Annotated in this window: 13 protein-coding genes and 1 pseudogene; 5 read left to right on the top strand and 9 right to left on the bottom strand. The window is 39.5% G+C overall.

Annotated elements, in window-relative coordinates; all coding sequences use genetic code 11:
* Window positions 1–14 precede the first annotated feature (14 nt).
* The 3 genes from HP548_RS12460 to HP548_RS12450 all read right to left on the bottom strand — a co-directional run bounded on the left by HP548_RS12460 (window position 15) and on the right by HP548_RS12450 (window position 4418).
* Complete coding sequence (locus HP548_RS12460; protein ID WP_175381816.1) at window positions 15–1409, bottom strand: RCC1 domain-containing protein; 1395 nt, start codon at window positions 1407–1409, stop codon at window positions 15–17.
* A 608-nt stretch (window positions 1410–2017) separates the two neighbouring features.
* Entirely contained in the window at window positions 2018–3088 is a 1071-nt protein-coding gene (locus HP548_RS12455) for a hypothetical protein (protein ID WP_175381815.1), read from the bottom strand.
* 127 nt (window positions 3089–3215) lie between these two features.
* Window positions 3216–4418 (bottom strand): hypothetical protein, encoded by a 1203-nt coding sequence (locus HP548_RS12450; protein WP_175381814.1) that lies wholly within the window; start codon window positions 4416–4418, stop codon window positions 3216–3218.
* A 320-nt stretch (window positions 4419–4738) separates the two neighbouring features.
* On the opposite strand from HP548_RS12450, the gene HP548_RS12445 reads away from it, so the two are divergent.
* Together HP548_RS12445 and HP548_RS12440 are read left to right on the top strand one after the other, a co-directional pair.
* Window positions 4739–5413 carry a phosphodiester glycosidase family protein gene (locus HP548_RS12445; protein WP_079696915.1) on the top strand — a complete coding sequence of 225 codons (675 nt, stop codon included), beginning with the start codon at window positions 4739–4741 and terminating at the stop codon, window positions 5411–5413.
* A 130-nt stretch (window positions 5414–5543) separates the two neighbouring features.
* The gene (locus tag HP548_RS12440) at window positions 5544–6062 is read left to right on the top strand and encodes a hypothetical protein (protein WP_175381813.1); all 519 of its coding nucleotides are present in this window, start codon (window positions 5544–5546) and stop codon (window positions 6060–6062) included.
* Window positions 6063–6311: 249 nt separating this feature from the next.
* Here HP548_RS12440 and HP548_RS12435 read toward each other — a convergent pair whose 3' ends face one another.
* The 5 genes from HP548_RS12435 to HP548_RS12415 all read right to left on the bottom strand — a co-directional run bounded on the left by HP548_RS12435 (window position 6312) and on the right by HP548_RS12415 (window position 11577).
* Window positions 6312–7187: a hypothetical protein gene (locus tag HP548_RS12435; protein ID WP_175381812.1), complete on the bottom strand. Its 876-nt coding sequence runs from the start codon at window positions 7185–7187 to the stop codon at window positions 6312–6314.
* Between the two features lie 839 nt (window positions 7188–8026).
* On the bottom strand, window positions 8027–8599 hold the full coding sequence (locus HP548_RS12430) for a hypothetical protein (RefSeq protein WP_175381811.1): 573 nt from the start codon (window positions 8597–8599) through the stop codon (window positions 8027–8029).
* A 107-nt stretch (window positions 8600–8706) separates the two neighbouring features.
* A complete protein-coding gene (locus tag HP548_RS12425) occupies window positions 8707–9117 on the bottom strand; it encodes a hypothetical protein (protein WP_175381810.1) in 411 nt (136 codons plus the stop codon).
* A gap of 298 nt (window positions 9118–9415) precedes the next feature.
* Entirely contained in the window at window positions 9416–10216 is an 801-nt protein-coding gene (locus HP548_RS12420; RefSeq protein WP_217504694.1) for a hypothetical protein, read from the bottom strand.
* Between the two features lie 32 nt (window positions 10217–10248).
* Entirely contained in the window at window positions 10249–11577 is a 1329-nt protein-coding gene (locus HP548_RS12415; protein WP_175381809.1) for a hypothetical protein, read from the bottom strand.
* A 369-nt stretch (window positions 11578–11946) separates the two neighbouring features.
* Between HP548_RS12415 and HP548_RS12410 the strand changes: the two are divergent.
* The 3 genes and pseudogenes from HP548_RS12410 to HP548_RS12400 all read left to right on the top strand — a co-directional run bounded on the left by HP548_RS12410 (window position 11947) and on the right by HP548_RS12400 (window position 14429).
* Window positions 11947–13300: pseudogene (locus HP548_RS12410) on the top strand (IS4 family transposase).
* A 54-nt stretch (window positions 13301–13354) separates the two neighbouring features.
* Complete coding sequence (locus HP548_RS12405) at window positions 13355–14044, top strand: hypothetical protein (protein ID WP_217504693.1); 690 nt, start codon at window positions 13355–13357, stop codon at window positions 14042–14044.
* Window position 14045: 1 nt separating this feature from the next.
* The gene (locus tag HP548_RS12400; RefSeq protein WP_175381808.1) at window positions 14046–14429 is read left to right on the top strand and encodes a C40 family peptidase; all 384 of its coding nucleotides are present in this window, start codon (window positions 14046–14048) and stop codon (window positions 14427–14429) included.
* A 295-nt stretch (window positions 14430–14724) separates the two neighbouring features.
* On the opposite strand, the gene HP548_RS12395 is transcribed toward HP548_RS12400, so the two are convergent.
* A complete protein-coding gene (locus HP548_RS12395) occupies window positions 14725–15261 on the bottom strand; it encodes a hypothetical protein (protein ID WP_175381807.1) in 537 nt (178 codons plus the stop codon).
* Window positions 15262–15388 lie beyond the last annotated feature (127 nt).

Here is a 15388-nt window from a genome sequence, read left to right as displayed (position 1 = left end):
AATGCATTATCTTATTAAGGCATAACAATTTGGATGTTCTTTAGATTGCCGTTGAAATCATATATATACTGATATGTATATAAAGTGGTCCCTTCTTTTTGAGATATTGTTTTGCGCAGCACCCTCCCGTTTGCATCATATATATAAGAAGTGTTGTATACAGGTGTACTGTCTCGCCAATCAACTTTGACTGGAGCTAACCGAGATTTTGTATCTCCAACACCTAAGTTACCACTCGAATTTCCTCCCCAAGTGAATAGCTGCTTATCTTTAGATAAGGCGATGCTATGATCGCTGAAAGCATCTAGACTCTGAATTTCGATGAATCGACCGAATTCATCCTTTAATTCAATCTGTACTGGGATATTACTGCCTTTAGAGGAAGCGGAAGGGACGCCAAGCTGCCCATTATAATTTGCTCCCCAACTCCATACTGTTCCGTCTACACGTAAAGCAAGAGTATGATCCTCCCCGCTTCTAATCGCCACAATTTGATCGAGAAAACCTTCCCCAGTTGGTCCTTTAACTTGAACAGGAGTATAGCTATCCTGTAACGTTCCATCACCAAGCTCGCCATCACCGTTATATCCCCAACTCCAAACAGTACCATCAGACTTTAAAGCTATGGTGAAACCAAGACCTGCACTTATCGCCTTGACTTGATTAAATGCATCGCCCAAATGTACAGGAATATTACTCGATAAAATATCCGGTTTACCTAATGCTCCGGTGGAATTATCCCCCCACGCCCAAAGTGTACCGTCTGCATCAATAGCGACAGTATGCCTATACCCAGCTGATACTGAAGCAATATTATTCAAATAACCAACACCACCAGGTCCTTTTACTTGAGTCGCATATTCTCTATAACTCGACTTCGAACCAATTCCTAATTGTCCACGTTTATTTACTCCCCAGCTCCAAACCGTTCCATCTTTTCGAACTGCCGCTCCATGGTGTTCCCCACCGTCTACGGAAATAATGTCTGTGAGTTTCTGATTACTATTTTTGAGTACAGGTGAAGGGATCATTCCATGTTTTACATCACCGTTCCCTAAATCAAAATCATGATTATACCCCCATGCTAATATCTCTCCCTCAGAACTTAATGCGTATGTTGAATCAACAGCTGTACTTACTTGCAAAATGTTCACTTTCATATTGTTTGCTAACTTTGGGACTGGATCTCTCTTTGTTATCTCCCCTCTTCCTAATTGTCCATATCTGTTATCCCCCCAGCTCCAAACTGATCCATCTGAATTTATAACCCCCGTAAATGACCCACCTGTATAAATCAACGGCTCTTTGGATAGCTGCTGATCGGCATAAATTTTAGCGGAAGATTCAAATGCAACGCTTCCCCCAACCAATATAATCAGCATTATTTTAATGACTCTTCTCCAGTTCATTGCTGTTTTTCATCTCCTTATTTCCGTCAGTGAAACACCCATAACCTATTTAAGTAGTAATCGAACTTCTTACTCAAGAAATTCAAATAAAATACGTAACGCCATCCTATAAGCCTCATCTCCATTCTTCTTAGAACTATCTGATTATGAAGGAATAACGATCACTTCGTAAATAGGTGTATTTTGTAGTTTAATGTAGTATTGTGACGAATAAAATACAGTTAATAGATAAATAATCTGTATTTTATAATTTAAACCGTTATATCTCATATTTCCCCACTCTAATCTATCTAAAATTTGCATCAATCAGTTTAAGTTTCATATTCGATTAGCAACAGTTGGCAAGGTGGTCCCTTCGATCTCTTTTCTTGCCCCTCAATATTTATGCTATCCACGTTCTATTACAGAAGAAGAAATGCTATTTATCGACCTTCTTCCACCAACAAAAAAATCGCCAAAAAAGCGATTTTAGTTTTTAGAGTTCTTCAGCTAATGTAAAAATGATGAGTATCAATTACAAATGAACTAATCTTATTAAGACAGCCTTGCTAATTAATTGGTTAGCTTATTCATTACTCCCTATCATTCTAAAATTTGCTATATGCAGTCTAATACCCAGATATCGCATCACTTAGAATTCCTTCTAACTCTTCCTGTAGTTCATCGGGTGTCATTGTTTCAACCGGCTTGTACTCGCCATACTTATTGTAGTCTCCGCTATCATCATAAACTGGCGTTTTCTCCATGTAAGTATCTGTACTTTGTGTGTTTCCACTATAGGTGCCGCTTTCTCGAGTTGATGATTGCTTTTTTTCAGAGCGGTAAGATGCGTATGAGTCCTTTACCATCTCTCCGTTTTTGTACAGTTTTATGTAATCATCGAAGCTTATCATTGGATCACTGCGTCCTTCTTCATATGATTCGTGGGTATATTTGTAATATGAAACCAAGTCAGCGTTGTGACCGGTATAACCTCTAGGGATAGCATAAAGTGATTCAAGTGATTTCTCATCTTCTCCGTCCTGTCCATATACATGGTACATGGCATACTTGTACATCATCTGAATATCCTTGCTTGGATTCGATAGTTTTTCCACCAACTTTGCTACCTCAAGGTATTGGCCAGTTGCTAGATATCCATTAATGGTGGACCAAACCTGATCATCTTCAGGCATGAGTTGAGCCGAAGATTCTCCTTTACTAAACTCATAAGAGTAGTCAACCATTCTTCCCCATATCTCGTCATCCTTCACATACTCTCCGGAAAGATTGATGCCATGTTCACCTATAATCTCTTTCACATTTTGAGGTTGTACATTGGCTGTAGGTGTAGAGATTGAGACAATATACTTACCATCCGGAAGCCCCTTCCCACCTGAAGTAAACAGCCCACTTTGAAACATACTGTTATTGACATAGGCCTTCGACTGAGCGCTGTATCCCCCTTCACTTTTCACGGATAACATCAGTTCCATATCTGCCGGTAGATTCGTATTACCACTAATCGCGAGACGATCATCTCTATCGAATTCTGCATTCACAGATATCTCCACCTGGATGGGCTGCTGTTGCTCCGTCTTTATCTCTTTGAGCTCCACTTGTTCAGACTTATTGGATGAGCATCCTGCAAGGATCATTAGTAGTGTAATTGATAACATAGACATTCTTAAATACTTCATATGTATTCTCCTTTGATATTGCTTCGGTTAATTAGGCTAATGTTGGTGTACCAGACATGATTGTGATTGGGTTTTAGCAAGAAAAAAACCTCACTAGTAGACTGACTAGTAAGGCATACGCCGGATTTTAAAAGCTTCCCAACCAGGTGTTCCAAGCTTCTTTATTTGAAGGCTTACCCGAATCATTTAATTTCATGTATTCAAGTAATTGGTCCAGATTGTTTGAATGGTTAACTCGATAATCCTGTATAAATTGTAACATTGCTTTGTAAACCATTAGATCTAGTGGTGAGTATGTTGGGGAATCCGTTGCTCCCCCATCTCCATTACCATTCCCTCCACCGACCGGCACTTTAGGAGATGAAACTGTCACAGCGTCTCCCAAAGTAAACGTACCCGTATCTCCAATATAGGTAGGATAACTAATCGCAATTTCTCCAGTAAGGCTATTCCCTACTCGACCGATGTTCGGTTTCTCAAGAGTCGTTATTTCTCCGCGGCTATTTACAATTCCTTTTAACACGGGGATCGTCAAGCGTGTTGGAAAATTTTCAGGGAAATACAACGTTTTATAACGAGCATAAGGGTAATGCACTTGAAACGTTGGCTTAACACTATTTAAAGTAGGCTTTATACCTAACTCCTCTTTTACTACTGCATAATAAGCGGCTAATGCATTAGGGTATTTTTCATTTTTTATAGGGCTAGAGCTAGGTAAAGAGTATGTTTCATTAAAGCTTATACTACTTATAGCTCCAAAATCATTCACCCTTACCTCCCTAAGGTAAATATCTTTGCCGTACGAATTCTTCATAAATCCAAGTTCACCAAATCCTTTTGTTTCATTAGATGCGTCCACATATGAATTCGTAATAACCGAATTAATCGTAGCGACTTTTTCTATTTTTTGTGTCGAAGCATTGATTAAGGCTCCCGCACCAAAATATTCATCGAATTTTTTCACGAGATAAATCTGCGCATCAGAAGACCATTGAAGACTATATTTTCTATTTGTTCCCCATAACTCATCGAGTCCCTTGATTGAGGAAGTAATCGCGGCTTTGGTAGCCGAGTCCGCGTCTTGCCAAGCCTGTAGTCCAAAATGATGCAATTGCTCCATAATAGCGGGTTCAATACCGGTTGAGTTCCCCGCTGCTGCTAGGAGTGCTGTACCACCCCATTGCATGATAGCACCCGCTTCCAGTTCACCAGGAGCAAAGTCTGTACTTGCAGCCTCCGCTTTTACTTGCACCGCTACCACAAATAATAGAATCAACACGTTAAAAATAATAAAAGTTCTTTTAAGTAGATCTTGCCTAAGATGTTGCAATTGCTATTCCTCCTAGTATGTATGTTTCTTTTAATCATTGAAATTCTGTAAATTTCTTATAATACCATCATCCTTTCCAGCAGGATAAATCTAACATCTTTCACATTATCACAGATAAAACATATTGAGTAAGTACATTTACAACTCCAATGGATTACTTTTTCGTATATCATTACTTTTTATATTTGGTTGTTAAGTGATGAGGATAATTACCTTTATTATTGAGAGGAACAAAGGCAACAAGTTCTCAGCTAGGGAGTGCTGGAACAATGCTGATTCCCCCTTTGTTTCTCAAAACTAATAATAAGGGAGCAATTATAATGGCATATACATTCTCGACTGTTACAGCATCAAACGGAGTAAAACTGTACGCAATTAAGACAAGTCCAAAAGAGGTATACATTAAATGGATCGGACCATCTTCTGTACCAGCCCAATCCACTTATGGTGTTAACGGTGGTTTCTTCGAAGGATCACGTTTGCTTCAGATTGCCGTGAATAATGGTAACACTGTTGCGCCTACAGGCCAAGGTACAGGCGGTTCAGAGAACGTAAGTCATGCACGAGGTACATTGGTCTGGGATGCTAAATACGAAGAACTCTCGGTACAAGTCGTTAAAACAACGAGTGAACTTGCACTCGGTAATCGAAATAGCTACTGGGCCCAAGGGGGGATCAGTTTGAAATTATCAAGTAGCGAGTCAGTATGGAGAACTCAAGCCAATAAAGAGAACATACAGAATCCAGATGGTGGTGCCTGTCGTACTGCAGCAGTATACAATAACACTAAGAATCTCTGGCTAGTGGTTACAGATACTAAAACAACTGCTGCCAAATTCCGGGCCGCTATTCTAGAGAAAATTGGATCGGGGACTCTGGTCGATGGTATCATGCTGGACGGAAGTGGATCTTCGCAATACAAAGTAGCAGAGGGCTCTTATAGTGGTTCTGATTCAACACCACGCCCGGTTTATCAAATGATGGCACTACGCTAAAACAAAGTTCAAAAGAAGCCGACGATTCCAATTCGGCTTCTTTTTTTATTTATCTGTAACATTTTCTGACTACTATCGTTATTTACTTATATATACAATTTCAACATAACACAGAAATGAGGGATATAACATGAAAAAGAAAACATCAACTATCTTACTATCGGTGGCACTCGTAGTGGCACTTTCTGCTTGTGGAAACGCAACAGAGAATAGTTCGGAAGCTAATCAAACTTCCAAACAAGAGAACGGAGCAACTGAGGAACAAGCAGCCACTGAGAAACCAGCCGAAACAAAGGTTAAATTTGAAAAAGGTGTCTTCATAGACTTGGAAAAAGAAAATAATCCTTTGTTAAACGAACAAATTAAGGCAGTTTTGAAGAAGAATCTTGATGCTCAAGTTAACTTAGATGAAGAAGCCTTCCGTAGTACTTTTAAAGACTTAAAAACCGCAGATGCATACATGGGAACCTTTGGAGGGGAATATAAATTTACTAAGATTTATAATATTTCAGAAGATAAAACCAAAGATCAAATCTTAGTTAACGTAACCGGGGAAATGTTAAGAGATAATGCTATTGAAGAGGCAGCTATAACCTATTATTTTGCGGCTGATGCAGATGAAAAATGGAGCATTATAGCTATCGACTGAATGCAGTACATGTAACAGCCTTATCAGATGGTTATGTTTAATAATATCACACAAAAAGGATCATCTGTACTCTTAAACCAGAGGTAGATGATCCTTTCTGATAATGAGATTCCCTAAGAATCAGAAATAGACGTAAATAGAATGACGGCTCTTGTTGAACATTGAAACACAAATGACTTCATGAAAAACTTGTTAATTCCAAACACCTCAGTTTGGGTATAACAACACTACAATCTGTGGACGCTGAGTTCATATCTCTCTATAAATAGCACCATCTTTATGAAGATCATTCCTTTTATAAAAATCTATCAATCTCAGCTTCTCAAGTTCTGATATTCCAGGGCTACCTATAGTTCCATAGATATGATTTACTTTTTCTTTATACAATCTACTCTTCCTGAATTGTTCCCATGTTAAATGTTTTAATTCGTTGAACGATTGTAGATTATACTCCTCTATCTTCTTATTGAATACTGGAACCAGATCCAAGAGTAAGGACAACATAAACGATCCATGATTCTTTCCTTCCTTGTGTGAAGTTACAAATACAATATGCAATCCTCCATCTTTGATAGAGAAATTAATATTTGAACGAGGATTAATTACTTCACGATGTGAAAGATAGAGATAACTGCCACCTGTAATATTAAACTCATCAACATTAAAATAAGTACATGTAATTTCTCCATCTTTGTCTTCTTTGAAATTAAGGACAAGGTTACTATTATCTTCAAATCGTTCCTTCAGATCTCCTATCAGTTTATGATGTGTTGAAACCTTATCTAGTAAGACATCCATTTCATTTTTCTTATTAAATAATACGTATTGTTCATGTTCAACAACCTTATAGCAGCTGGATGGTTCTAATTCACATGTAGCTCGAAGATTTGACATCTCAGTCCTAAGAAATTCCTCGACCTCATAATCAATATGGTAGTTTAACACATCATCAACTGTTTCAAAGTTAAGGCAATCCTGTCTGACCTTTCTATAATACTGATCTGTCTCACTTATCCTAAACTCTATCCATTTCTGATGCTCTTTTATTTCTTCCCATTGATCAATTAGACAGGAATCCATTCTCTCATTACAAAGACAATGGATTCGTCTTATGTACTTTTTCAAATCCTTTCCCCCTAACCACCGGATTTGTAATCACTTTCTTTGTGAACCTATAACCTAATGACCACTCCGTATACTTTGCATTTCATGAAATGGAGGGAATACGGCGTAGATGGACCCTTTCTTACATCTCTCCTTGATTATATCAAGATCACTCCGGAATGTGGACATCCCAGAGGCTCCCTCAATCCTGACCTTGCAATTAACGGGATTATATCATCTCATCTAGGCGTATTTGCTATAACGTCATTGTCAGCAATCTATGGGGATTATTGTAGCGGTAGTATCTCGTCAACTCTAGAATGTGCACCAAGTTGTTTATATACGCACCGGCGTCCTGGTGAAGTACTTCGTGTGCTACGAACGTGTTGTGATCTGTACAGAGGTGAATTCAGCTAAGTTGCACCAAAATAGTGGGGAGTACCGGCAGGTACGCTTCCCTTACCTAAGTTCTAACGCACTGATTCCACGGTAAAACCACGAAAAAAAAGAGTCGTTTGGTTAACGACCTGGTGTGGATGAATACGGATCAGCAAAAATAAGTTGTAGGTTAGGGTGGTTTTCAGATGGGCACAGCATGCTCGGTCAGCCGTTGCTGTGAGAAAGATTCCCCTAGGATAGTGTGAGATCCGTTACCCGAGCGCAATCTATATCGATAAAGCGGTGCGATCAGGAACGAGAACAGCGGTATACAGAAGTATCTTCCGTTCAATTAATGGGATTATATTATATCATCTAGCGATAATTGCTCTTGCTTCACAACGATATCATTGAACTTTTCACGAAGATCCTCGACTGTTATTTTTGGCTTAGCAATGTTCATGACTTTGAAATTTTCCATCTCATACTTCTTGATCCACCATGCTTCCATGCTTCTCACTGCGATTGTATATAAGATAGACATAACCATATACAGCACCCTGATCACCTTCCTCTCGGAATTGAAACTCCCCTTCTTGGTTTGACTTTATACGGTAGTAATTCTGCTGACATTCACTGCTACAAAAATATGCTGTAATCGTTAGATCCATAAATACGTCATCTCCGGGTTGGTAACCCATTCTCGGACCGATATAGGCTTTAGGAAAAGTACTGGCCTTCCCTACTATATTTCCTAAACAGACGAAGCAAGGTGTATTGATCGTGGCATAGAATCGATTATAGAAGAAGAGATCACTCTCCATAATGATTGCGTACATCCCGCTCTTTTCTTTTTTAGGTTTAGCAAATCCTATCTTCTCACCCGTTGACTTACAATACCGATCTTTTACTAACTGTTTAACACTTTCTCGGTCTGTTAATTCCTTTGTATAGAACTCATCGAGCATCACACCCTTATCCGATTGATCTCTCTCAAATTTGTAATCAAAGACGCGTATCCAATAGTAATTGGGTTGCAACTGTTCCTGGTTCATCTTAACTCCTCCAGTCTAATATGCTTATATCTTTATTCTATGTGGATTTCGAAAAAGTAAAGAATGCTACCCTCAACAATTCTGAGGATAGCTTTCCTAAGTATGCTCTAAATCCGATATTGCAGTACAAGGATAGCCGCAATGACACAATTTCTAGGGGAGCTCTTCAATAAAACACTGATACCCTCTAACGTCATTGTCCATATTTTATTTGGATTATTGTAGCGGTAGTGTTTCGTCACCCCTTGAATGTGCACCAAGTTGTTTATATACGCACCGGCATCTTGGTGAAGTACTTCGTGTGTTACGAACGTTAGAGCATTGTGATCCGTACAGGGGGTGAATTCAGTTATACTGCAAACATATTCCCCTATTTGTGGATTGAACCATACCTTTTCTGCAATGGGGTTGTTGTATTGCCGATGATCCTCCATCAAGATGTACCCCAAGCAGTGTGCAATAATTTCATTGAGTTGCTGATCAGTCATAACAGACAACTGTGACAGCTGATAGTTCATATACCGACCTCCATCCAGATTAGAAAAAGATGGTATTAGTACTTGCAGAAGAGAATATGACTCCTCAAGAATACAACTCACTCGTGTTTGTATCTCCACATTTCTGAAACATGGATTGGCTAATACACCCCTCCTTCGTGAACCAATCCATAGATCTCTAAGTTAAGGGAACAGTAAGATGGGTGTTCCCCTACACAGGAAACATACAATGGATTTTATAAATGACAACTCCTCAAGAAGGGTTCATAAAGTATGAAAGAAAAAAACACCCTTAAATTACAGGGTGTTCAAGTGTAAATCATCTGTATTCATATACTTCAATCAGTTCTAATCCTTCTCTACTTAGAAACTCATTCATTGTGTCTCGAAATTGATCAATCTTTAGGATTAGGGCACTCCGGAGTGTATCAAAAATAGGTATGTCCTTTATATGGTTAATGGCTTTGGAAAACATCAACATTTTGATGCAGCCATCGAATTTATCTTCAGGGAACAGCACCACAGGAATTTTTGAAAGGCTAATCACATTCAGAAAATCTCCCATCAGGTGTTTAGGGTTAGTCTGATTCTCGATCTCAATTCCAAAAAGATGTACCGGCCGAATGTTATGTAATTGCCTATATTCCCCTAACTCTAATTCTCGCAAATTGGCATCAGACTGTTCACGCAGTCTCTTAATTATTTCTTTAATGAAGTCACATTGACTGATCGAAAGAAAAAGACTTCTGTCCGTTGGGAGTCTGTATACCCCCAAACTGCGCTTTTTTTTCTTCTTGGTAAGAACCGTTGGAGTAATAGCCAGATCTACCCTAGGCGAATAAATAATTGTATCGTCGTCCTCGTTCAAGTCGGTCATATCTTTTTTAGTATAATGGGTAGCCGGTTCAGAAAGACACGATAACCAATTATATTGCAATTCACTACCCACCATATTAATGGTTTCTCCGTTAGGAATACTCTGCAAGATATAGGCATAATCCTCAGCTATTCGTGCGTATAAATCCGGTTGAGTTACTTGTAAGTCATTCATCTTTTTAGAGAAATACGCGCTTAATTTTATTGCAACATCTCTTTGAAAAACGGTTGTGGGTGAATTCACTATAGGATCTCCTCTTGTCTGTCTTTTGAAGTTTAAAATTCAACCTCTGATGGGGTTGTATCCTGTATATCTTCTGTTTCGGATGACTGGTGTAGGTCGAGCTCAATCGTAATTTTAGGCCTATATGTTATCACTTCTTCTGATACAGCCTTTAAATCGATACCTGGCTCCATATCGAACAAAGCATAATTGATGTAGGAACTGTTTTGAGTAGATTTATGAACGCCAGTATACTTTAATCCATCGTACCCAATCTCGCTGCAACAAGCCCCAATATAGTTCGGCAGTAAATAGGCTGACTTGATTGTATTGGTTTCTTCATTTACCTCATTAAAAAAACCTTGAAAAGCCTCATCGAATGAGCCTAGGTCAAATAAAATCAGTTCTTCCTTTAGAATCTCAAAGGTAGCCACATCGATGAGCTGATCATGCGCTGGATTTATCTCATATGGAATGGCATTCTCTTGATCAGTTACGTAGAGGACCGATGCTCCAATAAAATTAAATCTCCCATGTGAAGTTTTCCCTTGAGGAGCAGCCCACATCTTTTCGATAGGAAACGGATCTCCTGAGTCGATCGTTCTCGTTCTTCCCCGGTAGAGTTTGACTCCGTTAGGCTTCAGTGAAAAGTACCCTTTAGCATCGAAATGAGCTTTAAGGACATTATAGATCGCTTTTCCTGTAGCGTTTTTGAATGCGAGCATGGGATTTCTTAAGAGTGTATCTTTAAGATCATAGATATCCATGGTGGAGATATCTTCATTATACATTTTACTAAATTCCGAGAATTCTTCGAAGTTGAAGTCATCTAAGCCGTAAAATTCGTCCACTTCTTCCCTCGTATACAAATCATCATCTTTTCCAAAGATGCCTCCATAAGGATTATCGCTAGTCTCCGGATAACGCCCATAACCACACTTCTTACATCGAATAATTTCAGTGAATATAGAGGTTAAAGGTTCAGGTACACCGTGTAATTCCAAGAAACCCTCGACGGTATAGGAACTACCCCCTATTTCAATTGGATCGGTTTCAAATGGGTCGCTATTATAGGAGTGCTCATACGCTCTTAGTTGTTGTCCATGACATTGTTCGCAGCCACCTATACGACTAGATAAAACGTCCGCAGCAGCAAGTTGTATCTCCCTTGGAATCATTACTACATGATATTCCTCATCGAACTCCAGTTTAACCCCACAAACTTCACAACATATTTCTTCTTCAGATTCGTCAACTGTTAACTCAGTTACGTAATGCTCTTTGGGTTCACATAGATCGCCTGTATCGTTGAAAAATTTAATAATCTTAGTTGAACAAGAATCACACATATTGCAATGGTCCAATTCAAATGTTTCCGACATATGTACACCCTCCAAGTAGAAACTATCTTCGTAGTACCGATTTCTCATAAAATCATACTATTTATTATTTGAAGTGGCTAGATAGATCCTTCATGTGCGGAGCTATTGTATATTAAATAGGGTATTTTCAAAAAAACTGTTTATTATAGAAGAACACTTTTCCGTTATTCATATCTTAATACTTTTACCCTATTCCAGGGATGAAGATAAACTATATTACTCAACTTTCGCAGCTACAAATTAGCTTGAATACCTTGTGGCTGTAAGGAAAACGTATGTTTTTTTCATTTCTTGACAAAAAAACACCTTCTTCGTTTGGTATCATGGAAGTACGACCAACCATGCAGACAAAGAAAGGTGTGTAAATCTATGGTACACCATCGTTCTCTGTCTGACCAGTCTCGTATTGCATCTATTTTTACTTCTCTGAAAATCGGTAAGCTCCTTCGTGAGGCAGGGATTCACAAGTCTTTTGGTCTATCTGCTCTCGTTGTCTTTCAGGTACTATTCTCGCTTGTTTTAGAGGGGAAGAATTGGTTTAGACTGCTAGAAAGCAACCGTCGCGGTTCGTTGCCAGGCAAAGATGTGGTCTATCGTTTCTTGAATCATCCCCGCTTTGCGTGGCGTGCTTTTCTTCATTCGCTTAGTTTGAAGGTGGTACGACAGTTTACGTCGCTTACATCAACCAAACGTGTCAAAGTGTTCATCATCGATGATTCTACACTACAGCGCAATCGCAGTAAGAAAGCGGAGCTACTTGCCAGAGTGTTCGACCATACAACCGGGCGATTTACCCGAGGCTACACGTTGCTAACATTGGGGTGGTCCGATGGATTTAGCTTCGCTCCGATCGATTTTGTGATGCTTTCGTCAGCCAAACTTGTGAATCGTCTAAATGAGATGACGACAGCGATCACGAAGCGCTGTCACGGATACAAACGACGCGTTGAGGCGCTTTCGCATAAGCCAGATGCTGCCCTTGGTTTGATTCAGCGCGCGGTACGAACTGGCTTCCAAGCGGATTATGTGTTGATCTACAGCTGGTTTACTCAGATGCCGCTCATTCGAGGGCTCATGGCTGAAGGACTAAACTCGATTGGTATGGTCAAAGAAATGAAGCAACTTTACACGTACTAAGGAAGACGTCTGACGCTGAGTGAACTTTACAAAACCCTACCGAAGAACAAGAAAACTTCCATTTGGAGTTCCGCTGTTGTTCAGTCATCATGTGGCATGCCAATTTAAGCTCGTCTTTGTCCAAAACCGAAACAAAAGGCGTGAGTGGCTGGCCGTTCTCAGTACGAATCTTGTTTTAGACCCTAATGAAATTGTGCGCATTTATGGCATGCGATGGAGCATCGAGACGTTCTTTAAGGTAACCAAAAGCTATTTGAAATTAGGAACCGAGTTTCAAGGCCGTTCCTTTGATATGTTGATCAGTCATACGACCGTCGTGTTTAGCCGCTACTTGGTGATGGAAATTGAGCGACGACAAACCGGAGATACGCGTACGCTTGGCGGGCTATTTTACCTCTACGCGGATGAAGTCCGTGATTTGGACTACCAGACTGCGTTCCAACAACTGATGACATTATTCTTAACGTTAGCTGAAACAACGAACAAAGTTGGCAAGCAAAAGGTATTGTGTCAACTCCAGCAGTGGATAGCTGATTTACCCTTGTACATCAAGGGTTTGTTCGGTAATTTAAGCTGCGAAAGTTGAGTCAATTATTATTAGCTTTGCATAGTATAGGATGTAGAAGGGAGTCGGTACATTTTGAAAACGAAAAAAAGAATACGCCGCTTACCAAAAGCTCATGTCTCTGCGATCTACAGAAAAATACAGGTTAGTGTTCCTGATGCACCTGTGGGAGAAGGATTGCCAGAGTTTATGACATTTTATATAGATACGAGATTTACCGATTTACAAGTTCGTCGCTTTCAACTATTGGCTGGTATTGTTCTTGCTTCTTGGGATAGTCATTATTCGGAATTAGCTAATGGTGAGGAACGTTCACGCTATCAGGAGTGTTGCAACAAATATGCAAGGTTCAATTTAGCTCCCGTTTGGTTTGAAGAAAAACTCGCAAACGGTTCTGCCGCTGCCGCTGTTCAAATGGATGGCTTTACAACACAAATTACAGCAAACGGTTTTGGCAGATCTGCGAAAGCTTATATCATGTATCAAAAATCGGGGAGTTCAACAATTAAAGGTGTTAATGCTTCTGATCCTGAAAAAAGTTCCCTCTCAGTAACAATCAATGCAACAGACTTAGCAAAGACTAGTGTTAGCGACCTTTTTCTTGCAGGATCTTTACAACATGCTTGGCTGCATCGCGAAGGTTATCGGCATCCTGCCGGCAAGTATACTAGTTATTTTGCTGGAGAAGCAAGCATGTGTCTAATGCGGGGTAACCTAAATAAAACAAGCACCCCTGCTTCCTTCTATACACAGTGGTTGGATTAGTATGAACCATTCTTTAAAAATCTTCACCTATGCCAAGATTTTTGTTGGGATGCAATTCAAACGCAATCCACTTCCATTAGAGTTGGATTGTTCATTGTTTACCCAAATGGTTTTCGCAAAGTTTGGCATCAAACTGCCTCGCACCTCACGAGATCAAGCAAAGAAGGGCTTCGATGTTAATAAGAATGATCTACGTCCGGGTGATTTAATATTTTTTCATATTCCTGATCGAAATCCAGCTTCCGGCAGCGTTGGACATGTTGCTATTTATGCAAACAAACAAAAGATGGTGCATTGTTTGCCCACCTCAAATGTTTTCTTAACGGACATGAATCTACCCTATTGGAAGAATAAATATCTGTTTGCAAAAAGGATACTCAAATGATTTACACAATTTTTCAATATGACTATTACACACCTTTCTTTGTTTGCATGGTTGGTCGTACTTCCATGATACCAAACGAAGAAGGTGTTTTTTTGTCAAGAAATGAAAAAAACATACGTTTTCCTTACAGCCACAAGGTATTCAAGCTAATTTGTAGCTGCGAAAGTTGAGTATATTAGTATTACAAAATGCTCATGAGCAAGAAAGCGAGCTGCTAAATTGCCATTATCCATTCTCTTTAGCTTGGCGTGATGATTCAATATGTTTAGAGGAATCAATCCAATCATTCTTGATGTTATTTTATGATTTCCGTGACCCACACTTGGTGTAGTGATTTTAACGTTGTTCTCTCTTCCTGGTATACCTCCCTTAAATAATCTAATCGCCGGTGACCTTCCATCAAGTGATAAGGCTCCCCCAACAAATCGAGTTCAACGTTTTTCAATACAATGATAGGTGTGGGCCATGTACGTTGATCCCGCATGTAATCAGCCAACCAATTCTCTGCATCATCTTCATCTTCTATCTCATAAACGTGAAATCCCATGCCACCCAATTCTTCACCTTTAAACGATTTGATATCGTTGTATATACGATCGCTTTCCCAAGACTCTTGAATAAATCTCATATTCTCAATCCCTAATTCAATGTACTCGTTTAAGATATGCGTGTAGTGCCTGTATATCCAGTGTTCCAACACATTGCGCGGCACGTTTGGGACAAGATGGCCGACGCGAGCCATATAATCGTTGAAGCTTTCTACCCCGTTCTCTGAATCATCGCTTGAAGAACTGCCTGGCTTTAGCTCTGACCATAACGTTTTGTTGTACATATGTATTGACCTCCTCAAAATACCAATTAAAGGCCTGGCTTACGTATGATCACCTTACTCATTGGTAGGCCTTCTCCTTTACTAAACAAGTTCATATATACCTGAAGCGTGCATGTAAATGTGCAGG

It is taken from the genome of Paenibacillus taichungensis (assembly GCF_013359905.1).
Taxonomy (GTDB): domain Bacteria; phylum Bacillota; class Bacilli; order Paenibacillales; family Paenibacillaceae; genus Paenibacillus; species Paenibacillus taichungensis.
The sequence above is the reverse complement of the archived record's forward strand: the minus strand, read 5'-3'. Positions and strand labels throughout refer to the sequence as shown.